This window comes from Leuconostoc citreum (assembly GCF_004354555.1).
Lineage (GTDB): Bacteria > Bacillota > Bacilli > Lactobacillales > Lactobacillaceae > Leuconostoc > Leuconostoc citreum.
This window is the reverse complement of sequence record NZ_PUFH01000005.1, coordinates 279,019-301,788: the sequence shown is the minus strand read 5'-3', so window position 1 is coordinate 301,788 and position 22,770 is coordinate 279,019. Positions and strand designations below refer to the sequence as shown.

25 protein-coding genes, 1 pseudogene and 1 riboswitch are annotated in these 22,770 nt (G+C 37.1%); of the genes and pseudogenes, 24 read left to right on the top strand and 2 right to left on the bottom strand.

Translation table 11 applies throughout. The annotated features are described in order from the left end of the window. Window positions 1-28 precede the first annotated feature (28 nt). The 15 genes and pseudogenes from C5L21_RS05880 (at window position 29) to C5L21_RS05810 (ending at window position 12,670) form a co-directional block, all read left to right on the top strand. Complete coding sequence (locus tag C5L21_RS05880; protein ID WP_085699008.1) at window positions 29-1,024, top strand: AI-2E family transporter; 996 nt, start codon at window positions 29-31, stop codon at window positions 1,022-1,024. 90 nt (window positions 1,025-1,114) lie between these two features. Next, a riboswitch (FMN riboswitch) is annotated at window positions 1,115-1,261 on the top strand. 114 nt (window positions 1,262-1,375) lie between these two features. Further along, complete coding sequence (gene ribD / locus C5L21_RS05875; protein ID WP_085699010.1) at window positions 1,376-2,419, top strand: bifunctional diaminohydroxyphosphoribosylaminopyrimidine deaminase/5-amino-6-(5-phosphoribosylamino)uracil reductase RibD; 1,044 nt, start codon at window positions 1,376-1,378, stop codon at window positions 2,417-2,419. Further along, entirely contained in the window at window positions 2,404-3,003 is a 600-nt protein-coding gene (locus tag C5L21_RS05870) for a riboflavin synthase (RefSeq protein WP_085699012.1), read from the top strand. Before ribD ends, C5L21_RS05870 begins: the two co-directional genes overlap by 16 nt. Further along, window positions 2,993-4,195, top strand: coding sequence for a bifunctional 3,4-dihydroxy-2-butanone-4-phosphate synthase/GTP cyclohydrolase II (locus tag C5L21_RS05865; RefSeq protein ID WP_004905688.1), 1,203 nt, complete (start codon window positions 2,993-2,995; stop codon window positions 4,193-4,195). The genes C5L21_RS05870 and C5L21_RS05865 overlap by 11 nt, the downstream gene beginning before the upstream one ends. Before the next feature lie 23 nt (window positions 4,196-4,218). After that, window positions 4,219-4,692, top strand: a complete 474-nt coding sequence (gene ribH / locus C5L21_RS05860; protein WP_085699014.1) for a 6,7-dimethyl-8-ribityllumazine synthase — start codon at window positions 4,219-4,221, stop codon at window positions 4,690-4,692. 83 nt (window positions 4,693-4,775) lie between these two features. Next, the gene (locus C5L21_RS05855; RefSeq protein WP_223246001.1) at window positions 4,776-5,975 is read left to right on the top strand and encodes an ATP-binding protein; all 1,200 of its coding nucleotides are present in this window, start codon (window positions 4,776-4,778) and stop codon (window positions 5,973-5,975) included. Window positions 5,976-6,053: 78 nt separating this feature from the next. Continuing rightward, window positions 6,054-6,980 (top strand): FAD:protein FMN transferase, encoded by a 927-nt coding sequence (locus C5L21_RS05850; RefSeq protein ID WP_085699016.1) that lies wholly within the window; start codon window positions 6,054-6,056, stop codon window positions 6,978-6,980. Window positions 6,981-7,071: 91 nt separating this feature from the next. Next, window positions 7,072-7,677, top strand: a complete 606-nt coding sequence (locus tag C5L21_RS05845; protein ID WP_133286242.1) for an NADPH-dependent FMN reductase — start codon at window positions 7,072-7,074, stop codon at window positions 7,675-7,677. Continuing rightward, window positions 7,667-8,972: pseudogene (locus C5L21_RS05840) on the top strand (NAD(P)H-dependent oxidoreductase). The gene C5L21_RS05845 and the pseudogene C5L21_RS05840 overlap by 11 nt, the downstream one beginning before the upstream one ends. A gap of 332 nt (window positions 8,973-9,304) precedes the next feature. Further along, on the top strand, window positions 9,305-9,736 hold the full coding sequence (gene msrB, locus C5L21_RS05835) for a peptide-methionine (R)-S-oxide reductase MsrB (RefSeq protein WP_004905680.1): 432 nt from the start codon (window positions 9,305-9,307) through the stop codon (window positions 9,734-9,736). 54 nt (window positions 9,737-9,790) lie between these two features. Continuing rightward, a complete protein-coding gene (locus C5L21_RS05830) occupies window positions 9,791-10,915 on the top strand; it encodes a serine hydrolase domain-containing protein (protein WP_223246002.1) in 1,125 nt (374 codons plus the stop codon). Between the two features lie 177 nt (window positions 10,916-11,092). Further along, window positions 11,093-11,338 (top strand): GlsB/YeaQ/YmgE family stress response membrane protein, encoded by a 246-nt coding sequence (locus C5L21_RS05825; protein WP_085699024.1) that lies wholly within the window; start codon window positions 11,093-11,095, stop codon window positions 11,336-11,338. Window positions 11,339-11,362: 24 nt separating this feature from the next. Continuing rightward, a complete protein-coding gene (amaP, locus tag C5L21_RS05820; RefSeq protein ID WP_085699026.1) occupies window positions 11,363-11,917 on the top strand; it encodes an alkaline shock response membrane anchor protein AmaP in 555 nt (184 codons plus the stop codon). 16 nt (window positions 11,918-11,933) lie between these two features. Further along, window positions 11,934-12,128, top strand: a complete 195-nt coding sequence (locus tag C5L21_RS05815) for a DUF2273 domain-containing protein (RefSeq protein WP_050809372.1) — start codon at window positions 11,934-11,936, stop codon at window positions 12,126-12,128. Between the two features lie 26 nt (window positions 12,129-12,154). Then, window positions 12,155-12,670 carry an Asp23/Gls24 family envelope stress response protein gene (locus C5L21_RS05810; protein ID WP_085699028.1) on the top strand — a complete coding sequence of 172 codons (516 nt, stop codon included), beginning with the start codon at window positions 12,155-12,157 and terminating at the stop codon, window positions 12,668-12,670. A gap of 57 nt (window positions 12,671-12,727) precedes the next feature. Here the strand turns inward: C5L21_RS05810 and C5L21_RS05805 are convergent, their stop codons facing one another. Further along, window positions 12,728-13,189: a MarR family winged helix-turn-helix transcriptional regulator gene (locus C5L21_RS05805; protein ID WP_004901631.1), complete on the bottom strand. Its 462-nt coding sequence runs from the start codon at window positions 13,187-13,189 to the stop codon at window positions 12,728-12,730. A gap of 108 nt (window positions 13,190-13,297) precedes the next feature. On the opposite strand from C5L21_RS05805, the gene C5L21_RS05800 reads away from it, so the two are divergent. The 8 genes from C5L21_RS05800 to C5L21_RS05765 all read left to right on the top strand — a co-directional run bounded on the left by C5L21_RS05800 (window position 13,298) and on the right by C5L21_RS05765 (window position 21,325). After that, window positions 13,298-13,897 carry an NAD(P)H-dependent oxidoreductase gene (locus C5L21_RS05800; protein WP_085699030.1) on the top strand — a complete coding sequence of 200 codons (600 nt, stop codon included), beginning with the start codon at window positions 13,298-13,300 and terminating at the stop codon, window positions 13,895-13,897. Window positions 13,898-13,979: 82 nt separating this feature from the next. Continuing rightward, the gene (locus C5L21_RS05795) at window positions 13,980-14,954 is read left to right on the top strand and encodes a S66 family peptidase (RefSeq protein ID WP_004901626.1); all 975 of its coding nucleotides are present in this window, start codon (window positions 13,980-13,982) and stop codon (window positions 14,952-14,954) included. A 120-nt stretch (window positions 14,955-15,074) separates the two neighbouring features. Further along, window positions 15,075-15,284, top strand: a complete 210-nt coding sequence (locus C5L21_RS05790; protein WP_133286152.1) for a hypothetical protein — start codon at window positions 15,075-15,077, stop codon at window positions 15,282-15,284. Window positions 15,285-15,392: 108 nt separating this feature from the next. Next, a complete protein-coding gene (locus C5L21_RS05785) occupies window positions 15,393-16,406 on the top strand; it encodes an alpha/beta hydrolase (protein WP_085699031.1) in 1,014 nt (337 codons plus the stop codon). Between the two features lie 173 nt (window positions 16,407-16,579). Beyond that, window positions 16,580-17,305 carry an SH3-like domain-containing protein gene (locus tag C5L21_RS05780; protein ID WP_085699033.1) on the top strand — a complete coding sequence of 242 codons (726 nt, stop codon included), beginning with the start codon at window positions 16,580-16,582 and terminating at the stop codon, window positions 17,303-17,305. A gap of 249 nt (window positions 17,306-17,554) precedes the next feature. Continuing rightward, a complete protein-coding gene (locus C5L21_RS05775) occupies window positions 17,555-19,144 on the top strand; it encodes a glycosyltransferase family protein (RefSeq protein ID WP_085699035.1) in 1,590 nt (529 codons plus the stop codon). A 4-nt stretch (window positions 19,145-19,148) separates the two neighbouring features. After that, window positions 19,149-19,613, top strand: a complete 465-nt coding sequence (locus tag C5L21_RS05770) for a GNAT family N-acetyltransferase (protein ID WP_085699037.1) — start codon at window positions 19,149-19,151, stop codon at window positions 19,611-19,613. 485 nt (window positions 19,614-20,098) lie between these two features. Continuing rightward, window positions 20,099-21,325, top strand: coding sequence for an MFS transporter (locus tag C5L21_RS05765; protein WP_085699038.1), 1,227 nt, complete (start codon window positions 20,099-20,101; stop codon window positions 21,323-21,325). A 119-nt stretch (window positions 21,326-21,444) separates the two neighbouring features. Here the strand turns inward: C5L21_RS05765 and C5L21_RS05760 are convergent, their stop codons facing one another. Further along, on the bottom strand, window positions 21,445-21,705 hold the full coding sequence (locus C5L21_RS05760; RefSeq protein WP_004901606.1) for a SemiSWEET family transporter: 261 nt from the start codon (window positions 21,703-21,705) through the stop codon (window positions 21,445-21,447). 178 nt (window positions 21,706-21,883) lie between these two features. On the opposite strand from C5L21_RS05760, the gene C5L21_RS05755 reads away from it, so the two are divergent. Continuing rightward, window positions 21,884-22,759: an SDR family oxidoreductase gene (locus C5L21_RS05755; protein WP_133286151.1), complete on the top strand. Its 876-nt coding sequence runs from the start codon at window positions 21,884-21,886 to the stop codon at window positions 22,757-22,759. Window positions 22,760-22,770: the final 11 nt, after the last annotated feature.

The window sequence follows — 22,770 nt, the reverse complement described above, 5'->3', positions numbered from 1 at the left end:
AGTTAGTGTGTTAAAGAGGGAGCACTACATGAACATATTTTCATCATTTCAAAATCGCCGATTCTATCGGTATTTTGTTTTGTCTGTCATTATTTTACTGATTGTTTTACTCAAACAGTTTATGACGTTACTGTTATTAACAATTATTTTTTCTTATCTTGCGATGAATGCTGGCAAAAGGGTGCAACGCGTGACACGCCTGTCAAGGTCATTATCAATTGCGCTTGTTTATATCGTCGTGATGGCTTTTATCATCTGGGCTGTCGAACACGGGGCAAATACTGTTGCACATCAAGTTAAGAGCATGATTCACTTAGCAACCGATTCTAGTTGGCACACAACGGGTATTTTTAAAGAAGTCTACAAAAATATTCAGCAGTACAGTAACTCTTTGAATACAGAGCAGTTAATCTCTAAAGGATTTACCCAATTGAATCAAGTTGGGCACGTCCTTTATGAACTGATTTTAGCGTTACTGTTTAGTTTTATATTCAGCATGACTTACCCACAATTACGGTCATGGTCTATGACTTTCATACATAGCCCGTATAAAAGATTTCTTGGTGAGTTTTATATTATCGTGCATCGCTTTATCATTATTTTAGGCCGTTTATTTGAAGTCCAGCTAATGATTTGTGTAATTAACACGATTGCAATGGTTATCGTATTAACCTTTTTGAATTTCCCTTATTTAATTGGTTTTGCAATTTTGATTTTCATCTTAGGTTTGATTCCGGTTGTCGGTGTGCTTATTTCACTTGTACCGCTGACAGTGACCGCGTTTATTATCGGTGACTGGCATACAGTATTGGTTATATTGGTTGCTGTTGCTGTAATTCATTTTATGGAGTCATATTTTTTACATCCGCACTTTATGTCACAACGCACGCATATGCCAATATTAGTTATTTTACTTAATCTAATTATTATGGAAAAAGTTTTTGGTGTTTGGGGTTTAATCATTGGGTTGCCAATCTTAACATTCTTGTTAGATTTCTTCCGAATACAAAAATTCAAAGCGTAATATCAGAATAATTTGTTTACAGCGTACATTATTGTGCGTTTTTTTATTGACATAGCATTGTTCAGATGTTAATCTGTAAATGTTAAATTAATTAATCTTCGGGGCAGGGTGTAATTCCCGACCGACGGTAAAGATCTTTAAGATCTAAGTCCGTGACCTGCATTATTTATTAATAATGCAGTTGACACAGTGTAATTCTGTGACCGACAGTTAAAGTCTGGATGGGAGAAGATTTAAAATAATAGACTTAGCTAGGATAAGTCTGTCTTTTTTGAATCGATCTAAATACTTTAAACCCGATGTTAATAAAATACGTCGGGTTTTTTGTCCTGAACAAACAGGAGGTAAAAGATGGATGATTTAACATATATGGCATTAGCAGCAAAAGTAGCTGCCAAAGCAGGACCAGATGAAACATATGAAAATCCACGCGTTGGGGCAATTATTGTTAAAAATGGGCAGATCTTGGCGACTGGATATCATCATTCTTTTGGCGCAGCGCATGCTGAAATTAATGCTTTTGAAAATTTAAAGGATCAAACAGATATTGTTGATTCAACGATGTATGTCACATTAGAGCCGTGCTTTGTCACGGGAAAGGTAGGTGCGTGTGCGTTGGCAATAGCCCAATGGGGAGTCAAACGTGTTGTAGTTGGTAGTTTTGATCCTAATCCCGATACACATGGACGCAGTGTTACATTTTTAAGACAAGCAGGTATCCGTGTCGATGTTTTGGGAACAGAAGATAGTCAAATATTAAATCCCGCATTTTATCATTATTTTGAAAGACATTTACCATATGTACAGTTGAAACTAGCGGAGTCCGCTAATCACTTTGTGGCGTCTTCACAAGGACAATCCACAAAAATTACGAATCGGTTAGCTGACATTGATGTGCACAAAGAGCGTGCTAGTAAAAGTGCTATTCTAATTGGTAGTGAAACTATGTTGATTGACCAACCAAATTTAACAGTCCGACATGTACCAATAAATCATCCACAACCTTTAAGGGTAGTGATCGATCGACGTGGCCGCTTACAAAATAAAATGGATCGAGCGACAAATAATTGGTTAATCTTCACGACAAACACGGACTTTGCAAAACAATATGACAATGTTCTTTTAATGTCACATGGTTTACTTAGTGTCCTGACAAGTTTAGCTAGTAAGAATATTCAGTCTGTTATGGTAGAGGGTGGGCCGTCATTGATTACAGCATTCTTAAAAGCGAATCTCTGGCAAGAATTCATTGTTTATACAGCAGATAGTATATTATCTGAAGACGGGGTTCCCAGTGTACAACCATTGTTTAATTCAGTGTCTTCATACCGTGTGGGTAATACGCTTAAGAGTCGTTATCTAAATGATAGGAGTGTGTCATGTTTACAGGAATAACACAGACAGTGGGTCAAGTTATAACAAATGAAAGTCACACAAAAAATAATCAGCATATCACAATTGAAACAAAAACGCCCTATTTTTCAGAGGCAACTATCGGTGATAGCATAATGGTCGACGGCGTATGTTTAACTATTACTCATAAAACAGACCATACTGCTAAATTTGGTATTATGAGACCAACTTATGAAACAACCATTATTGGTGATTACATGATGAGACAATCAGTTAATCTTGAAAAGGCAATAAGTGCGGGGGAGAGATTTGATGGCCACTTTGTCCTTGGTCATGTTGACGGCAAAGCTGAAATTGTGAATAAGCAGGTGATAGATAACACGATTTTACTTAGCTTCAAGCCTAAAGAGTCTATCTTGATGAGAGAAATAGTTGCTAAAGGTTCTGTCGCAATATTAGGCGTAAGCCTCACGGTGATTGAAAAAACCAGTCAGACGTTTCAAATTGGATTGATTCCCCATACGCAGTTACAAACAACATTATCAAAATTAACTGTTGGTCATTGGGTAAATATAGAAACGGATATTTTGGCTAAATATATGACAGGAGGGCAATATGTTGGATAATGTTGTTGAACAAAGCGTGCGAAAAGCAGTTACTGCCCTAAAACAAGGCGCATTTGTGATCTTGACTGATGACCAAAATCGCGAACACGAGGGTGACTTAGTAGGACTTGCATCGTTTGTGACACCTGAACGAATCAATAGTGCATTGACATTGGCTCGTGGTGTGCTGGCCGTTCCTATGAGTAAACAACGCGCAGATAAGCTAGGTCTGAGGCAAATGACAGACCATAATTCTGAAAAATTTGCCACACAATTTACCGTCAGTGTTGATCATATCATGAGCACGACTGGTGTATCCGCTTTTGAACGGGCAAAAACTATTCGTGAGCTTGCAAATCTTAGTGCGTCAGCTGAAGATTTTGAGACACCGGGACACGTATTTCCTCTAGTAGCTAACGAAGGTGGCGTGTTATCAAGGCAAGGGCACACAGAAGGGGCTGTTGAATTAGCCAAAATTGCTGGAGTACCACCGATTGCTTATATTATTGAAATTCTTGATAAAGACGGTCAAATGGCCCGAGAAAAAGCATTAGAAAGTTTAGCAGAACAGGAAGGCATGATTAAATTGGCGATTTCAGATATCGTTGCCTTTAAACAAGCCCAAAATCAGTATCACGTTAAAGAAGGTGTGACTGTGAATCTGCCCAGTACCTATGGCAGCTTTCAGATGACTGACTATGATACAGGTGACAAAGAACCGGCTCTGTTGATTCGTAGTCAAACACAAACTGCGACGACAAATAACCCTTTAGTTCGGCTCCATTCTGAATGTGCGACGGGCGATATATTTGGCTCATATCGCTGCGATTGCGGACCGCAACTTCAAGCAGCATTGCGTCAGATTAATGAAGAAGGTGGTGCGCTTTTATACCTTAGACAAGAGGGACGAGGTATTGGACTCGCAGAAAAACTGAAAACGTATGTTTTGCAGGAAAATAATTATGATACCTATGAAGCCAATGTCCACCTAAATCATGCACCGGATGAAAGAGACTATCAACAAGCAGCAGAAATTTTGAAACTAGCTGGTCTAACGAAAATAAGATTGTTGACCAACAATCCAGATAAAATCAATCATTTAAAAGTGGCTGGCATTGAGATAGTTGACCAAGTTCCGTTAATTACTGGGATAAACGATATTAATAAGCACTATCTCGCGACGAAGAGAAAAAAATTTAAGCACATACTCTAAAAATAGAAACCGAGGAAATGACAATGATATACACAGGAAAATTAACAGGGCATGAAGAACGGCGTATTGCCATCGTAGTTAGCCGCTTTAATGCATTAGTGACTGAGCCTTTATTAAAAGGCGCGCGGGATACATTAAGTATGCATGGTGTTGACGATCATCACATCAGTGTTTTCCGGGTTCCAGGTGCTTTGGAGATTCCTATGGTCTCGAGTCAGTTGGCAGAATCAGGTATGTTTGATGGGATTGTCACATTGGGCGCAGTTATTAAGGGCGATACAGATCACTACAATCTTGTCATCAACGGTGTAGCAAATGGGGTATCTCAAGTTAGCTTAAGTACGAATACGCCTATCGTGTTTGGTGTCTTAACAACAGATACACTAGAACAAGCGCAACAGCGTGCAGGTGCTAAGGCAGGAAATAAGGGTGCTGAAGTCACGGTAAGCTTGTTAGAAATATTAAGTTTATATGATGACATAAAACAACTGTCTTGACAATATTGGTTATAATTTTAAAATATCTGATTTAAGCGTATACTTAAACCAGATATTTTCTTTTGCTTTAATTGGGGGCATATATGATGGCGCAATTTATTCAAACAAAACATGGGAAACCAGTTTCAGTCAACTTGAATCAACTATTATCACATCACTTACTCGTTACCGGTATGACGGGTAGTGGTAAATCAAGTACCTTGTTAAGCTTGGCTGAACAATTACAACGTGAAAATCACATTGGTATTATTTTTGATGCGACCGGTGAATTTAATCACTTGCATGATGCCATTATTTATAAGTTAGGTGTTAACGCTAACTTGCCGCTATCACAGTTATCGGTTGATAATATTGCTCGGATATTATCTTTTGATGCATCAACGATGTATAAAAAATTGGTTGACGCAGTGCAGTCTTTAAAAATAAATCAGAATGTAATGCATCAATCTGGTACTTATATCAAAATCAATCAAGAGTTGACAACGTATAACAAACGGGTACAAGCTTTACGTTATGCTGGTAGCGATTACGATGCATCAAAATTGGCTGATCAAATAACAGAGGAATTTATTCAACCATTAGAGAATAGTACAGCCAATTTTAACTTCTTAGGTCAGCAATACAATCATGCTGAAATTCAGAAATATTGGGATGATATTTTACATGCTAAATTACTATTATCCAACCGTCACACGCAAAAAGTCTTTGGTTTACCTCATTCTTTCGCTAATAGTGATCAAGATACTGAAACACAATTTGATTTAATCTATGTGTTGAAGTTATTTTCAGGAATGAAGAGTAGGCATCGTACATTAATTATCGATATTAGTGACATACAAGACGATACTAAGACCAGTCAACTTGTGATGGATATCTTACTCAAACAATTATTATTTATTCGTGCAAAAAGTAATCTTCGCCTACCGGTCACTGTATTGTTAGATGAATATCATCGGTACGTACCAAAAAATGCTGAGGTAATGGATTCAGGTGTTTTTAAATTACTTCGAGAAGGTCGTAAATATGGTCTTTATGCGGTATTATCAACACAATCACCACTAGATTTACCGACTCAAATTCGTGGCCAATTTGGTAGTGTTTTGGCACATCGATTGCAAGATAGTAGTGAAATTGATAGTATTTTAGCTAAACAGAGTCGAAAAAAACTACCACAATTAGCAAATGGGGATGGTCTGCTTAAATTATATGAAAGCAAAAAGCCCAAATTAGTTCATGTTGTGGCACCTGAGACGCAGCATGACACAGATTCGCCACGTTTTTGAATGGCGAGTCAGGATGATTTTCATTTTATTAATCAGTAGTAGTACATCATGATGTCGGTCAATTAATAGGTTGTGGGTATGATAAAACAGTCATTTAAAGCACTTGGAACAAAAATTAATTTAACGATTTTTGATGATGTCTCAGATTATATACTTGTAGAGACGCGTCGCTTAGTTACAAATTATGAGAATCGCTTAACTGTTAACCGAGACCATTCAGAGGTTGTCAGTATTAATCAAAATGCTGGTATTATACCGGTTAAAGTGTCTCTGGATACTTTTTTCTTGATACAGCAAGCTGTGCAGGCTAGTCAATTAGGACTTGGATTCAATGTTGCCATTGGGCCACTAGTTAAACTATGGAAAATTGGCTTTGAAGGGGCTCATAAGCCTGAAAAAAAAGCTATTGAAGCTGTTATAACACAGATTAATCCTGAGAATATTATATTAAATAAAGCCCAGTGTAGCGTCTTTTTGACGAAAAAAGGTATGGCCCTTGATTTAGGTGGTATAGCGAAAGGTTACATTGCTGATTATATCAAAACGATATGGCTCAAAAATCATATTAAATCAGGCATAATCGATCTTGGAGGTAATATTTTACTAGTTGGACAGCATTTATCTGATAATCAAGCATGGCGAATAGGTATCCAAAATCCAAGTGATTTACGTCACAAAGTTGTTGGTTATATTAGAACGTCAGCGTGTGCTATTGGCACTTCTGGTATCTATGAAAGGCGACTCATAGTAGGAAATCGGACATATCACCATATGTTTGACAGTCAAACAGGATTTCCCATTGAAAATAGTTTGGCCAGTGTGACGATTGTCAGCAAGTTATCTATTGACGGCAAAATTTGGTCAACAATTGCGTTCTATCAAGGATTAGAGGCCGGTAAACGATTAGTTGAAAGTTTGCCAAATATTGAAGCAATATTTATTACAAAGCAAAATGAAGTCGTGTTAACCTCTGGGTTAATCCAACGTTTTGATAGCGTGCGCTGACATTTTTTTGATACACAATAACGATTGATTTGTCATCAAGAACGATGTACAAAGCACTTGTGAAAATAAAGACAAAAAATGAGGCGATATGATGAAAAACTTTGTTGCATTAGTTGGCTCCGAATCCTCGACTTCGACAAATAGACATTTGTTACAGTACATGAAAACACATTTTTCAGAGGAAGCGACTATCGAGCTTATTAATTTAACTAATTTACCGATTTTCAAGAAAACTGCCGACCGATTCATGCCAGAACCAGCATTAGCGCTAATAAACAAAATTCTGCCAGCAGACGGTGTCATCATTGGTACGCCAGAATATGATCATGCTGTTCCGGCATTATTACTCAATGCGCTAGCATGGGCATCGTATACTTCACATCCTTTTGTGAATAAACCAGTCATGATTACTGGCGCTTCTTATGGTTCATTGGGTTCCTCGCGGGCGCAAGCCCAACTTCGACAGGTGCTTGATTCACCAGAAATTAAGGCGCGTGTCATGCCAGGGTCTGAATTTTTATTAGGACATTCATTGGAAGCGTTTTCGGAACAAGGACTGATTGATGAAGAAACAAGTCAACAATTAGATGGCCTGTTTAAGGACTTTTTGTTATTTGTGGATATATCTGCAGCGCTGAACAATACGGATGATATAAAAAAAGCCCAGTCTGAGGCTTTTTCTTGGGATGACAAGTGAGGGATTTCAAATGATAAAATTAGTTGGTATCGCAGGCTCCATTGCAGAAGAATCATACAATCGCACACTATTAAAGTTTATTGCTATGCAATTTAATCAAGAGGTTGACATTGAGTTGTTAGATATTAATGATGTACCAATGTTTACCCAAGATGATGCAACAGTGGATAATCATGCCGTAGCATTTTTAAGTCAAAAAATACAGTCAGCTGATGGTGTAATTATTGCGACCCCAGAACATAATCACACAGTTCCGGCAGCATTAAAAAGTGTGATTGAATGGTTATCTTATAAAGTACACCCGTTTGATGGGAAACCAGTGATGATTGTGGGTGCTTCTTACTTAACGCAAGGCACATCCCGCGCACAATTACATCTACGTCAAATTTTAGAAGCGCCGGGTGTCAATGCAGTTGTGTTGCCAGGCAACGAGGTCCTGGTTGCTAATGCTAAGCAAGCGTTTGATGACTTTGGTATTTTAAAAGATACTGACACGGTTAATTTCATACATGCTGTTTTACGTAAGTTTATCACTTTTGTTAAGGTGATTAATACATTAGATAAGCAAGAAGATACAGCGTACGAATCGAAAAAATTTGGATGCCACCAATGGTACCGACACGACAGTTTCGGATGTTGATATGACAGCTAGTGATTGGTTAGAACAAGCTGCACTTAAAACAAATGCAGTTGATGGGAATGCTTATGTCAAGTTAGACAGAGGATTGCTGACAGTTAATCAATTGAACTATTTTCTTAACACAATGCCAATAGAACTAACTTTTGCTGATGATAATAATCAGTTTATTTACTATAATAAGAATTTAGCTACCGAAGATATGCTTGCGCCCAGAAAGCCAGGACAGGTAGGAAATCCTATGTCTGCTGTTCATCCGCCACGTGCTGTTAAACATGTTAAGCAAGTTATTCATGCTTTACGGGAAGGAAAAGTGGCGCGCATTGAAATGCCAGTACCGGGTAATGGTCCAAAAAAGCATGTTATGCATTATTACCAGGCGATGCATGATGAAACAGGTCAGTACCGTGGCGTTAACGAATGGGTAGTTGATTTATGGCCTATTGTGGCTTCTTATCTCAGACAGACAGGCAAAATTCTAATAGACAATCCTATGTCAGTAAAGGATGCGAATACAGGTGCCTCAGAACATTCAGCGACATCTGATAGCCAGCAGACTACTGATGCAGATACAAGTGCTTCAGAGCACGCTAATGACAAACCAGTAACAACTAATAAAACGGCTGATGCGGATACTGGCGCTTCAGAACATCAATAAAATAAATTGGATTAAACAAAAAGGAGCAAAGTATTTTGCTCCTTTTATGGTGAAAATATGATTTTATAGCCATAAAAAGAATAGGTAAACATGAGAAAAACAGTTTCAATGCCAATCACAAGTCATCTGTTACTAAAAATAATGTTACCTGAATGATATCGAACAATTAAGCCTGGTCGCGTACATCTCTGCTGATTAAATGCCGAAAAACAAAAAAATACGTTGCTATATAGTCAATCGATAAAATCTCACTAAAGTATAATGTTAACAACTGCGTGGTATATCGTATAATAGGCTTAACAAATTAGAATGAATAGCATTGGAGGCATAAAATGAACGATAAAGAATTAGCTGCTCGTAAGACAGCATTAGAGCCATTAGTTTACGATGTCACACAAAATCGTGCAACTGAAAAACCTTTTTCTGGTCAATATGATGCTTTCTATGAAGATGGCATATATGTTGATATTGTTAGTGGAGAGGCCTTGTTTAGCTCCAGAGACAAGTATGATGCGGGTTGTGGTTGGCCGTCTTTTACGCAACCAATTGACAAGCATATAACAGAGATTGCCGACCATTCTCATGGTATGAAACGTATTGAAGTGCGCTCAACAGAAGCCGATTCGCATTTGGGTCATGTATTTCCTGATGGTCCAAGCGAAAGCGGTGGGATGAGATATTGTATTAATTCAGCTGCTCTGAAATTTATACCAAAAAAGGATATGGCGAAGGCGGGTTATGCTGAGTACCTCAGCACGTTGTAATGACTATGTCAACACATGTTGGCTGAATATCATGCTTTTAGCTTAGGAAAGATTATGAATAAGAAAATATGGTTGAGCAGCCTCATTGCTGTGCTTGTTATCTTAGCGGTTGTTACAACCATTTTTTATTATCTGCCACAATGGCAGCGTGCTCGTGAGGGATCAAATAAAACAACGCAACAAGCAAAAAACAAGTCTATTGAGCCAGCCAAGCAACCAGAAACATTGTCAACAGTCACTGCCGATACTAACCTAGATCGTTACATTTCAGAACTTGGATTCTCAGGTTCTGTTTTGGTTGTAAAAGATAATAAAGTTATCTTACGTAAAGGCTACGGTGAAGCTAATTATGAGCAAAAGATACCGAATAGTCCCAATACTTTATTTCCGATTGGATCAACACAAAAAGCAATGATTGCGACAGCTATTCTACAGTTACAAGAAAAGAAACAGCTTCAAGTAACGGATGCCATTGCAAAATATTTTCCTGATTTTCCAAATGGCCAAAATATTAGGCTATTCAACTTGCTCAATCATACATCGGGTATTTTTGGTCGAAATCAAACAAATCAGGCTGAGACGAGTGATGAATTGGTCAATGAAATTAAAGCCAATGGGACGGTAGGACAACCAGGGCGCTGGCATTATTTAGATGCTAATTATATTATTCTGACCAAACTGTTAGAAAAAATTACGCATACCGATTATCGTACTTATCTAAAGCAACATATTATAGCGCCAAGTTATATGACGGGGACAGGCTTTATGAATGATACGACTTATCAGCAATCTAAGCAAGCCTCGGTTGGTTATGAATTGGAAAAAGGGCATATGACACCGGGCGCGTTACCTAATTTTTCTCAACTGTTTGGTGTTGGGGATATGTATATGAACCCTACTGACATGTACCTTTTTGATAGAGCGCTCTTCACACACAAACTATTAAAATCAGACAGCTTAAACGCCATGTTAAAACCAGGTAGTAGTTCACAATATGGGATGGGTTTCTATAATGACCCTGCCTTAATTGTTAATCGTGGGTATTTGTCGGGTTGGAGTGTGTCAAATGGCTTTAGTCATGGTGGGCGAATTTACATTGTTTTATTTTCTAACGTTAGAAATCATGCCATTTCGTTAAGCGACATGAATAGTAAAATATACACACAACTTACTAACTAAATTAAAAACATACTAGTGATTTTTTGCTGGTGTGTTTTTAATTTGATGTGATTTAATTCACTTACTGAAACAAATGAAAAAATTTGAGACATATTGTAAGCGTTTTCATTGTATGATATAATTTATATAATAAGTAGCGCTACTTAGAACATCCGATTTTAAAAGGAGGATAGAATTATGATTTGGTCATTAATTGTTGGTGCTATTATTGGTGCCATTGCAGGTGCGATTACCAATCGTGGCGAATCAATGGGGTGGATTAGTAATATTATTGCTGGATTAGTTGGTTCAGCAATTGGTCAGTGGCTCTTAGGAGATTGGGGTCCAAGCTTGGCTGGCATGGCACTTATCCCTTCTATTATTGGTGCAGTTATTCTTGTTTTGGTGGTTTCATACCTGTTCGGTATTAGATCCAGAGGATAAGCTCAGCCAGTAAAGAGGTGAGATATGAAAAAATGGCAAAAAGTAGTATTAAGTTTTTTGAGTATTGTGTACTTAGTCGGGATTGCTTTATTAATCTGGCCTGACAGTTTAGAGCGAGCCTCTGACAAATTGAATGATGTTGGTTTCAAATGGGCCATTGATAGTCAAATGATTATCACCGACTATGGCTTTGTGCTATTAGCCTTAACAGTTCTTATCTTTTTAGCCGTAGTCATGCAGCCAACACAGAAAAAAGATATTCTTTTGCTTGAAGGTAAGCAAGGTCGATTGGCTTTAAGCAATGACGGGATAAATCATTTTATTAGGACAGAATTATCAGGTGAAGGCTTAACTAATGTGCGTGTTAAGATGAAAAATACGCGACGACAAAAGCAGTTTAAGATTTTAGCTGATGCAACTTATCAGCAACATGTTATCGCTAAGTTGCCAGAAATGACTGAGAAACTCACGCAACAAATATCAACACTTCTGGCAGGCGTTGATCAAGCACCGATTAAGGTCAATATTCAAATTAATAAATCATCCAGTGGTCAGCGTAAGACATCACGTGTGATTTAAGAGCTGGGGTATAATTATGATTAAAAATAACAAAATGGTTATCGGTGGCATATCGGGATTAGTGTTTGCCACCTTATGGATGACAATTGGCTTTCCAAAAACTATCTTTGTCCTGCTAATCACAGTCATTGCAGCTTGGATAGGGTATTTGTTAGATAGCTATCATGTTGATTTATCCCGTATTACCGATATATTTGATCAGAAAAACTAATAGTAGAATAATTGGAGGAATGAATAATGGTTACTGAGAACAAAAGTGTACAGGCTACAGAAACAGCACCTAAAGGCGAATTGACGTTTAATGACAAAGTCATTCAAAAGGTTGTCGGTTATGCCATTGAAAACGTTTCTGGTCTACTAGGCGTTGATGGTGGCTTTATGGCCAATATCAAGAATAAAATTGTGAACAGTGATAACCCAGTAGATGGTATTGAAGTTGAAGTAGGCAAGGAGCAAGTAGCTGTTGATTTAAATATTATTATGGCTTTTGGTCATAATGCACATGATATTTACAAAGAATTAACCAAGGTTATTACTAAACAGTTAACTGAAACAACGAGCTTAGAGCTAGTGGAACTAAATGTTGAGGTGATTGATATTCAGACAAAGGCGGAATTTGATAATGCGCAAGTGTCTCTTCAAGATCGTGTGACAGATGCAGGCAACACACTCAAAGAAAAAACAAGTGATGGTGTTAATGCCGTTAAGCGCTCCGCTTCGGAAATGGGCGATGATGCTGACCGTGTTAAGTAAGACAGTAAGAAAAATTTCTTATCCCAAAAATGACATGTTACATAGCATGTCGTTTTTTTAATGGTCTTGCCTGATCTGATTGATTTCTTTAAGTAATGAAGTGAATGTCATAATTTCCGCATTGGAATACTTTGACATAACAGTTTGTAATGCTTGGTCATTATCTTCATGATATTGTTGATGTATGGTCGCAATGATTTTGCCAAATTGCGTCAACGTTAAATAAGTCTCTTTTTTGTTGTTAGGGTGGTGAGATTTACTAACAAAGCCTAACTTGGTTAAACGAGTGGCTATTTTAGACACTGCCCCTTGGGTTAAAGTTGTATGTGCTAGTAAATCACTGATACGAGAATCGTCATGATGATAAATTAATGTGATGACATCAAGATCAGAAATATTCAATTGCTGACTATTTGGTACTTGATCATAATTTGTCAGATAACGGTGAATATTTTCTTCTCCAGAATGTTGACGAAAAATATTTAGTTCGGAAACGAGTAGATGGTATGAATTTTTCATTTTAAATTCCTTGGAATATATATTGACAGATATTAATTTTAGACTATACTTATTATATTCCTTGGAATATAAAATAACAACAAATATTATCGATGGAGGTATATATTTATGAAAGTAGTGATTGTCTTTGATCATCCTTATGGTCAAAATTCAGGCTATAATGAGCCACATAACCGATCCTTTACAGCGGCTTTACTTGTTGCTACGGTAAAGTCTCTAACAGCTCAAGGTAAAGAAGTTGATATTATTGATTTAAATCAAGATAATTTTGATCCGAGAATGCAACGTCGTGATTTAGTCAATTGGCGTACAGCACCCTTTGTTGATGCGCAAACGGAAAATTATTTTACCAGATTATACGCTGCTGATGAAATAATTATGCTCTTTCCAATATGGTGGGAAATGATGCCCGCTATGACAAAAGGTTTTTTGGATAAAGTATTAGCAAAAGGTCAAGTCAAGCGCTCTGGAAAGGGCGCACCACGACAAATGTTTCCAGTGAATAAACCAATCCGCATATTGACTATTTCAGGTACACCTACTTGGATTTATCGGTTAGTTTATGGTAATCCGATTGAAAAAATGTTGAAACGGGGTGTTTTTGGCAAGCTGGGTATGAAAAATTTTAAATGGCATAATTTTAATGCTGAAGATACAAATGCGGCAGGTCGTGCCAAAATGTTAACTACTGTGGGGAAGTACATTTAACCTGACGCGCACCACAACATTTTTGTTTTACAAGTTAGCTATGTTATCATGATAACAAGATGATTTGTGGAGATAAAATAACATGTCAATAATTCCAAAAAAGCTAAAAGTGGGCGATCAGATTAGAGTGATTTCGCCAAGTTCTTCTATAGACAGAGTCGGCGGATTTGAGGATAACCTTATTGCTAAAGTGCGTTTGGAAGCAATGGGTTTTCATGTCACTTTTGGACAACATATACACGATAATGATGAATTTTACTCCAGTAGTATTAATGCTCGCGTGATGGATCTGCATGCTGCTTTTTTAGACAAGCAGGTTGCTGCTGTTTTAACGACAATAGGTGGCCTTAATTCGAATGAGTTATTACCATATATTGATTGGGATATTATTAGAAATAACCCAAAGCCATTTATCGGCTACTCTGACATTACTAGTTTACATAATGCTATTAGAGCCAAAACTGGTTTAATGACTTATTACGGACCGTGTTATTCTTCATTTAAGATGGATGCGCTACAGTTATATCAGACAAATGCTTGGTTTCTAGCGTTGACAAAGACTAGTTATGAGCTTTTGCCAAGTGATGTCTGGACAAGCGATCCATGGTTTGATAAAACTAAAGCAAGAAAGCCATTATCCAATCAATGGCGTATTTTTCAGCATGGTAGTGCTCAGGGCATTATAACAGGTGGTAATATACAAACGTATTATCTACAGGCCGGCACAACATTTTTTCCGCAAGTCCTGAACCCCATTGTCTTTGTTGAAGAAGCTGAAGGGGGACAACCACTAGAGTTTTCACGTGAACTAGCACAAATTATGCAGATACATCCTGATTTAAAAGCGTTAGTGATCGGACGTTTTCCAATTGAAAACAATATGACTGAATCCGCACTACACATGATACTGCATAAATTTCCTAAATTAAGGCAAGTACCAGTGATTTATGGTGTGGACTTTGGGCACACGCAGCCTATATTCACTATGCCTCTGGGGGGAGAAGTGTTGATTGATGCAACGACAGATACACCGAAAATTACTATTTTGAAAGGGTAAGAGAGGATAATTAAAATCTTGCATTTTGCAATAGCTATATGATTAGGGGCTTTAGTGTCGTGAGATAGCATTAATAATTGAATATGACATGGTATACTCATATATAAGAGGGAGGCATAAATGAAACAACATCGTCAAGAGACATTAGCTTTTTGGATTTACATTGTTTTTATCATCAGTGTATGGTGTGTTTATTTTGTGCTGACAACAGTTATTTTGCTATTTTTTCTAAAATTATCGCTCGCGCTTACTGTTGGTTTAATTGTGACAACCGTCATGACTTTATTATTTGTGTTAGTTCAGCGAATTTTTCATAGTCTTAGTCAATAATCATTGATTGCTGTTTTCATTGTAATAATAAAAGTCACTAAATACTGTCATTAGTATTTAGTGACTTTTAAATTGTTGGTATTGTAATCATGTGGAATGGGGCAGCATATGCATTTAAAAGTTAATCGTTTTATTAAATGGCTGATTTTAACAGTTATAGCAATAGTTACGTTAGTTATTGTTGCTTTGACAGTATCACCTTGGCCAAGTGCATATCTCGTTAGTCGTCTGTTCAGTGGTCCTGTTGTCATACAAGATGCGACAAGTTATGATGTTGCTAAACAACATGTTATTATTCAAAAAAATATACTTTACCCGTCATACCAATCAAAAAATACATTAGATGTTTATACGCCAAAGGGGATGAGTAAGCCAACAACACTGGTTATATGGGTGCATGGTGGTGGTTATGTTGGTGGCGATAAATCTGGCGTGCAAGAATTTGCAACAAGACTAGTCAATGATACACATGTGGCCTTTATCAGCATTAATTATCAAACTGCGCCTGCTGCGATTTATCCGAGTCAAGTCAAACAACTAAATGATGCTGTCCTTTTTTTTAAAAAGGACGCCCGTTTGCGTGAAAGGTATAATTTTAAGCAAACTATTCTGGGTGGTGATTCGGCTGGTGCACAAATTGCTTTACAATACGCTGCCGTGCAGACAAATTCGCAATATGCTAAATCGCTAGGCATGGCCAGAGTGCTGCATGTTAATCAACTACGTGCCACGGTGTCTTACTGTGGGCCGTTGAATTTACAGCAAATCCGACATGAGAAAAGTGCATCAATCATGATGAAGTGGTTTATTAATACGGTAGCATGGAGTGAATTGGGCACTCAAAAATGGCAATCTTCTACTGCCCTACAACAAGCGTCTCTTGTGCAACATGTCAATAAGGCGTTTCCACCGACATATATTACAGATGGCAATATTTATTCTTTTCAGTCACAAGGTATGGCATTTGCCAATAGACTACGTGAGTTAGATGTTAGTGTCGAAAGCCGTTTTTTTAATGCGCAGTCAGAAAAAGTTTCACATGAGTATCAGTTTAACTATAAAACCAAAATTGCGCAACAAACTTATATAGAGACACGCAACTTTGTAAATCGTTTTAAATAGACCATTATTCCGTCAAGACCCATCAAGTTAATTCATCAATCATCTTATATTATAAGTAAGTGGTAACAAAACATAAATTCAAATAATAATTAACATTGTAATTTTTATTTGAATAATAATAATGCCAATGATAGAATTATATTATATTAAAGATGTAATTACGGAGGGTATCAATGCAAAAAACAACTATAAAACATATGTTTTTAATTGCAGCAACATTAGCCACGTTAGCAGCTACTGAAGTGGTCAGTCAAGAATTAGATTTAACTCAGGAGGTATCGGCAGCTACTATGACACAATCTGATATTGTGGTTAGTCAAAATAATCGTGATGATGCCTTTTGGACCAAACCATATGGTCAAGATGGGGCACAATATTTGGGCAGTATGAAACAGTATGAAGGTCTAAAAATACCGGCTGCTGAAGTTGGCGAGACAATTACGATTGGCGAAACAACTTGGCGGCATATCACCATTCATGGTCAAACTGGGTACGCTGATGTGAATGCGTTTGCTAATGTTGTTCGTGGTGCAGTTATTGACATCAGTCCATTCCGATATCAAGTTGCCTTTAACTCAGGTGGTGGCGGTATCTGGACAAAACCATATGGTGTTCCAGGTGCAGAATATTTAGGCGGGACAGTTGGCGACATGCGTTCTTTCTATGTTGACAAGATAGCTAAAATTCAAAATAATGGTATTATCACAGAATGGATTCACTTACAAAATTATGGGTGGGTTGATCGGACAAATACACGTTCTCAAATTATTATGTCTGAAATCAACTACACGTTATTTGGTAGATATGGCATTTTGCCACGTAATTATGATTTATATAGTGAATATGGTTCACAATTGCGGCAAGCTGGATTGACGGGCATCAATCAATTAAATTTTTAACAAGATAGATAATTGCTTTAATCAGGAAAAGATTTTCCTGATTTTTTTGTAGGCATTTCAGCTATTTTAATTCGTTGAAAGTTATGATAATATCGAGATAGTGTTGTCACAAAATTTTTACAATTTAGCAACCATAAATGTTGGATTCGAGACAATCTTGTCTAAGAAGAAAAGGCATACAATAATCATAGACTAAAAGATAAATATATAATCTTTTAACGCATTATGATGAATAAAGGAGAATTTAAAATGACTGCCAAATTTCAGTCGTTCATTGTTTGGAGCATGGTTGTATTAGCTGGCCTAATTAGTCTCTCTGTACTTTTTTCTGGTCATCTTTTTTCACCTAATGCTACTTTTAATGGTAAATTTGAAGCCTACGCCTTAGTGAAAGATATAATCTTGTGCGTTTTTTTGATTATTGTTGTAACCCTAATTGCCAAAATATCGCATAAATATCATCGTTTTGTTAGACTGTTGCTGTGGTTATTAATTATTAGTGTTGTTGCTGGTGCATTAATATATCAGCCCTATGCACCGGTCTATGATAGTATGGCTGTTAATGTGCAAGTGTATAGATTATTGCAACCAGAATCAGGCGCTGGTGCGTTGTGGTCACATTATTTTAGTACGTTTCCAAACAATGTGCCAATAACTGTTTTTCTATTCTGGCTTGATTCGCCTTTTAAATCTATTGTGCACCATTTTGATGATTTATTATTATTGCACGCTATTTTTGGACAATTATTGCTACTATTTTCAATATACCACCTAGCTAAAATTATCGACGTTATTTTTGGGAAAAGAGTAGGGAATACTTTTTTACTTTTTTGCTTATTTATGCCAACTTATCTCATGCAATTTACACAAATTGCTTATTCTGACACGTTTGCATTACCATTTTTAATCGTTGGTGTGAGATTTGCGATTGCAATATTTGATCATCAAGCGCAGCATAAATATGCTCATATGGCGTCAAACTATTGGCTAACGACTAAAAATATTATCTTGTCAGCATTATTTTTAGCAATATCTATATTTCTAAGACCCAACGTCATCGTGGTCATATTAGCGCTTAGCATCATTTTAATTATTTTTTATGCGCGACAGTGGCGTTTAATGTTAGCATTAATCTGTGCTTTAGCAGTTTTTTCATTCTCAACTAAGGCCGTTGCTAATGTAACATTGTCAGAGACGCACTACCAAAAAGTTCAAGATAAAAATAGTCAAATGCCTATTGAGTCATGGTTCTTGACAGCCTATTATCTTGGTGGCCGCTCCGGAAATGAAATTAATGCAATCACAGACAAATATCATAATTATGATCAACGGAAAGCCTATATTAGAGAGAAACTATTTGAGAAGTTTGCTGCGTTGAAACTAACAGGCATTATTAGAACATGGCATAATAAAATTAATGTTTTGTTTGGTATTAAAACTGATTTTGGTATGCAGTATTTTAATTCCTTTAGAAAAAAATCAGATTTGCGAGCTCAAAAAAAATATTTAAAAATTTATCATCAGTTAACACCAAAAATGATACATTTGTCAACAATAACAGTATTAACTGCTGTCCTATCGCTGTTTATATTACCCATTTATTACCTGTTTAAAAATAATGGTGACCTTAAAAATGAACAGCAACGTTACGCTATGAGCATGCTGCTCATGACATTTGAGGCGTTGACGTTATTCTATGTACTATTTTGGGAGGTGCAAGAACATTACATCTATATGATGTTGCCATTCTTATTAGCTATTGGTGCAATTTTATCCACTTTTTTGGCAGATAAGATACTGAGTTCAATGTTTGGTGGCAAAAAGCTGAAGGGATTATGATGAGATGAGTTTAACGTTAGAACCAATGTCACAGGGAAGTTTTCGTAATTACTTAAACCATGCAATAAAAAACTACGCACTCGAAAAAGAAAAAATTGGTACTTGGACATCTGACACTGCTGTCGATAAAGCTTATGAATCCTATGAACGCTTATTGCCAAAAGGCTTAGCAACACCCAATAACTACCTTTTTTCTATTATGTTTAATAGCGTAACAGTTGGTTATATCTGGATTGCAAAAGATGTAGAAAACGAGACTGCCGCGTTTATTTTTGATTTTGAAATCTACTCAGATTACAGAAATCAGGGTTTTGGCACGGAAGCTATAGCGCTAATAGGTCAAAAGGCCCAAAAACTTGGATTTTCCGCGTTAGGACTTCATGTTTTTGGCAACAATTCAGCTGCAATACATGTTTACGACAAAGCAGGTTTTTTTCCAACTGACATACGAATGAAGAAAATGCTCTAAATTTTTGCCTGATTACCAGTGACATGACGATGTTGATCACTATGAATAGCAACATTATTTAAGATAACATCCTATCAAGACATGCGATTGCGCATGTCTTTTAATTTTGATGTTTCTGTTGATTCCACAGTTTTCGCGTACCCGTATGATAGTCAGAATAAAAGTTTGACATCTTATATGGCTTTGCACGGGATGACGGGTATTTTCTTATGATAACCAGGTATTATTGGAAACCGTATGACAAATAGTTTAAGACAAATACCAAGATTTATGGTGACTAATTCAAGTGTGAAAGCACTTCAAAAGTGTCTCGAAGATAAAGCATAAACTAGACTGTAAATGATAGAGAGTAAACTTACGTTCGTCGTGTTAGGGCGCTTAAATAATAGGTGGATAGGACAATATTAATGGCTCTTTATCCCAAATTGACAAAATGTATACCAAAACTATAATGTTGTCTGGTAGCCTTAACATAGAGGTGATTTATGAAAAAAATAGTGAGGCGTTTTTCGCCAGCAGAACGTGGTTGGATGCTATATGATTGGGCGAATTCGGGCTTTAGTTTGATTGTTGTAACAGCTGTTTTGCCCCTCTGGTTGAATGCAGTTGGACATAATATTGGCCTATCCACTGCTCAGACGACATCATGGTGGTCTTATGCCAATGCTTTTTCGACACTATTAGTGGCATTTTTGGCACCGCTATTAGGCTCACTAGCCGACTTTAGAGGTTGGAAGAAAACATCATGGCTTGTGACCACATTAATGGGCATTGTTGCGACATTCTTACTGGCGTTCGTACCTGATCAAGGTTTTTGGTTGTTGCTAATATTATTCATTATTGCAAATATTGGTTTTAGTGTGGCTAATATTTATTATGACGCGTTTTTGACAGATGTAACGACACCGGAGAGAATGGGACAGATATCAAGCTGGGGTTTTGCAGTAGGTTACATTGGTGGTGTTTTACCATTTATTATATTCTATGTTTTGCAAAATGTGATATCTAATAAGCAAAGTATTATGCTCGCATTTATCTTAGCAAGTTTATGGTGGGCTTTGTTTTCTTTGCCAATGTTGTTGCGCGTCCAGCAAAAATATTTTATTAGTGTGCCAAGAGACCCATTCCATCAAACGTTAATTCGGTTGAAAACAACATTAAAGCATCTTGCTGAATATCCTAAAATTGTCGGTTTTCTAGTTGCTTATTTCTTCTACATTGATGGCGTTAATACCATTATCACCGAAGCCTCTTTATTCGCAACGGCAATTGGTATTCAGATGGCACAGTTACTCACTATATTATTGTTCGTCCAAATCGTCGCATTTCCTGCTTCAATTATGTTTGGACATTTAGCCAAAAGTGTTGGTGAGCGTTTGATGATTATTATAGGTATTATTATTTATATTGTTATTGCCATTATGTCTGTTTTTATTACCCATGCTTGGGGCTTTTGGGTAATGGCCTTTCTGATTGGTAGTGCACAAGGGGGTATTCAAGCATTGAGTCGTTCGTACTTTGGCAAAATTATTCCAAAAGCTTTCGCGGGGGAGTTCTTTGGTTTTTATAACATCTTTGGCAAATTTTCTGCTGTTCTAGGCCCGTTACTTTTTGGTAGTGTTGCAGCAATAACAGGACAGGTGCAATTAGGCGCAGCATCGCTGTTAATTTTCTTTGTTTTAGGAGGCTGGATTTTCATCAAGTATGCATAGATAAGAGCTAAGTAATAATTTGTTTTTTTAATCACAAAATTTTGTGAAATAAATGTTTTATGCACGATAGCAAGTAAAAAAGACCAAGTTTGAGAACTCAGTCTTTTTTATTAGACTATTTATAACGAGGTAATGAATGTAATTGTGCCTAGAACAACGCCAGCCAAGTTAGGTGTAATAAGAATATAGTCTCTTTTAGGCGTATTTGTGAAACCGTATATAACCCAAAGTAAACAAGAAAAGGCAGCAACCAGTGGCTGCCAAGGTTGCCCTTTGTCACCAGCTAGATTAGCCATAATTTGAGGAATATAAGCGATAAATACAAAAGTACCAATCAGCGCACCAATTGATCCGACAAAATTATGAATTTTTGCTTTCATAGATAATTTCTCCTGCGATATATTATAGCATAGGCATTTTTAGTTTGGCGTGAGAGTCATAGTTATCGTAAAGTACAGGTTTAAAATTTTGAAAGTGTTTTCATAAAATGTTATATTGTTGGATAACGATACAGTATTGTTTGATATTGTTTAAAGTAGGTTTTCAAGGAGGCGCGTCATGGCGGAAAAAGAAAAACACAACTTGTACAATCAACATGGTTTTCCCACACAAAGTCAAAAAGAACCAGGTATACAGAGTCAGATGTCACCGATTCCTGATGATGGAGCCACAACATATGTTGGGCATAATCGGTTGAAGCATAAGAAAGCAGTCATTACTGGTGGTGATTCTGGTATTGGCCGCGCTGTTGCTATTGCCTATGCCCATGAAGGCGCTGACATTGTTTTAAACTATTTGCCCGAAGAAGAAAGTGATGCATTAGAAGTTAAAGGCATCGTTGAATCATTAGGTAGGCGTATTAAGCTAGTGGCTGGTGATTTAAAGTCAGAGGCATTCAATCAACAGTTAGTTACCGAAGCAGTCACGTTTTTGGGAGATATTAATGTTTTAGTGATGGTTGCAGGTAAGCAGCAAGCAGTACAAGACGTTTTGCAATTGAAAACACAGCAATTAATTGATACTTATACGACAAATGTGTTTAGTATGATTTGGTTAGTTAAAGCAGCATTACCGCATTTACAGCCAAATAGTAGTATTATCACAACAAATTCTATTCAAGCTGAGCAGCCAGCTGCTTTCTTAGTAGATTACGCAGGCACAAAGGCGGCAATTAAAAATACCACAAGGAGTTTAGCAAAACAATTAGCTAATCGTGGGATTCGTGTTAATAGTGTTGCACCAGGTCCTGTCTGGACACCATTACAGGTCTCAGGTGGCCAGTTGCCCGAAAACATTCCTGAATTTGGGCAAAACACACCAATTGGTCGGGCGGGTCAACCCTCTGAGATTGCGGGTGCATATGTTTTCTTAGCGTCTGATGAAGCCAGTTATCTGACAGGTGAATCGATTAATGTCACCGGTGGTTTAAAATAGTTAAATATTGC

Excerpts from the sequence above, each read along its gene's own strand:
- C5L21_RS05880 (WP_085699008.1), top strand. The coding sequence starts at position 29 with ATGAACATATTTTCATCATTTCAAAATCGCCGATTCTATCGGTATTTT.
- ribD (WP_085699010.1), top strand. The coding sequence starts at position 1,376 with ATGGATGATTTAACATATATGGCATTAGCAGCAAAAGTAGCTGCCAAA.
- C5L21_RS05870 (WP_085699012.1), top strand. The coding sequence starts at position 2,404 with ATGTTTACAGGAATAACACAGACAGTGGGTCAAGTTATAACAAATGAA.
- C5L21_RS05865 (WP_004905688.1), top strand. The coding sequence starts at position 2,993 with ATGTTGGATAATGTTGTTGAACAAAGCGTGCGAAAAGCAGTTACTGCC.
- ribH (WP_085699014.1), top strand. The coding sequence starts at position 4,219 with ATGATATACACAGGAAAATTAACAGGGCATGAAGAACGGCGTATTGCC.
- C5L21_RS05855 (WP_223246001.1), top strand. The coding sequence starts at position 4,776 with ATGATGGCGCAATTTATTCAAACAAAACATGGGAAACCAGTTTCAGTC.
- C5L21_RS05850 (WP_085699016.1), top strand. The coding sequence starts at position 6,054 with ATGATAAAACAGTCATTTAAAGCACTTGGAACAAAAATTAATTTAACG.
- C5L21_RS05845 (WP_133286242.1), top strand. The coding sequence starts at position 7,072 with ATGAAAAACTTTGTTGCATTAGTTGGCTCCGAATCCTCGACTTCGACA.
- msrB (WP_004905680.1), top strand. The coding sequence starts at position 9,305 with ATGAACGATAAAGAATTAGCTGCTCGTAAGACAGCATTAGAGCCATTA.
- C5L21_RS05830 (WP_223246002.1), top strand. The coding sequence starts at position 9,791 with ATGAATAAGAAAATATGGTTGAGCAGCCTCATTGCTGTGCTTGTTATC.
- C5L21_RS05825 (WP_085699024.1), top strand. The coding sequence starts at position 11,093 with ATGATTTGGTCATTAATTGTTGGTGCTATTATTGGTGCCATTGCAGGT.
- amaP (WP_085699026.1), top strand. The coding sequence starts at position 11,363 with ATGAAAAAATGGCAAAAAGTAGTATTAAGTTTTTTGAGTATTGTGTAC.
- C5L21_RS05815 (WP_050809372.1), top strand. The coding sequence starts at position 11,934 with ATGATTAAAAATAACAAAATGGTTATCGGTGGCATATCGGGATTAGTG.
- C5L21_RS05810 (WP_085699028.1), top strand. The coding sequence starts at position 12,155 with ATGGTTACTGAGAACAAAAGTGTACAGGCTACAGAAACAGCACCTAAA.
- C5L21_RS05805 (WP_004901631.1), bottom strand. The coding sequence starts at position 13,189 with ATGAAAAATTCATACCATCTACTCGTTTCCGAACTAAATATTTTTCGT.
- C5L21_RS05800 (WP_085699030.1), top strand. The coding sequence starts at position 13,298 with ATGAAAGTAGTGATTGTCTTTGATCATCCTTATGGTCAAAATTCAGGC.
- C5L21_RS05795 (WP_004901626.1), top strand. The coding sequence starts at position 13,980 with ATGTCAATAATTCCAAAAAAGCTAAAAGTGGGCGATCAGATTAGAGTG.
- C5L21_RS05790 (WP_133286152.1), top strand. The coding sequence starts at position 15,075 with ATGAAACAACATCGTCAAGAGACATTAGCTTTTTGGATTTACATTGTT.
- C5L21_RS05785 (WP_085699031.1), top strand. The coding sequence starts at position 15,393 with ATGCATTTAAAAGTTAATCGTTTTATTAAATGGCTGATTTTAACAGTT.
- C5L21_RS05780 (WP_085699033.1), top strand. The coding sequence starts at position 16,580 with ATGCAAAAAACAACTATAAAACATATGTTTTTAATTGCAGCAACATTA.
- C5L21_RS05775 (WP_085699035.1), top strand. The coding sequence starts at position 17,555 with ATGACTGCCAAATTTCAGTCGTTCATTGTTTGGAGCATGGTTGTATTA.
- C5L21_RS05770 (WP_085699037.1), top strand. The coding sequence starts at position 19,149 with ATGAGTTTAACGTTAGAACCAATGTCACAGGGAAGTTTTCGTAATTAC.
- C5L21_RS05765 (WP_085699038.1), top strand. The coding sequence starts at position 20,099 with ATGAAAAAAATAGTGAGGCGTTTTTCGCCAGCAGAACGTGGTTGGATG.
- C5L21_RS05760 (WP_004901606.1), bottom strand. The coding sequence starts at position 21,705 with ATGAAAGCAAAAATTCATAATTTTGTCGGATCAATTGGTGCGCTGATT.
- C5L21_RS05755 (WP_133286151.1), top strand. The coding sequence starts at position 21,884 with ATGGCGGAAAAAGAAAAACACAACTTGTACAATCAACATGGTTTTCCC.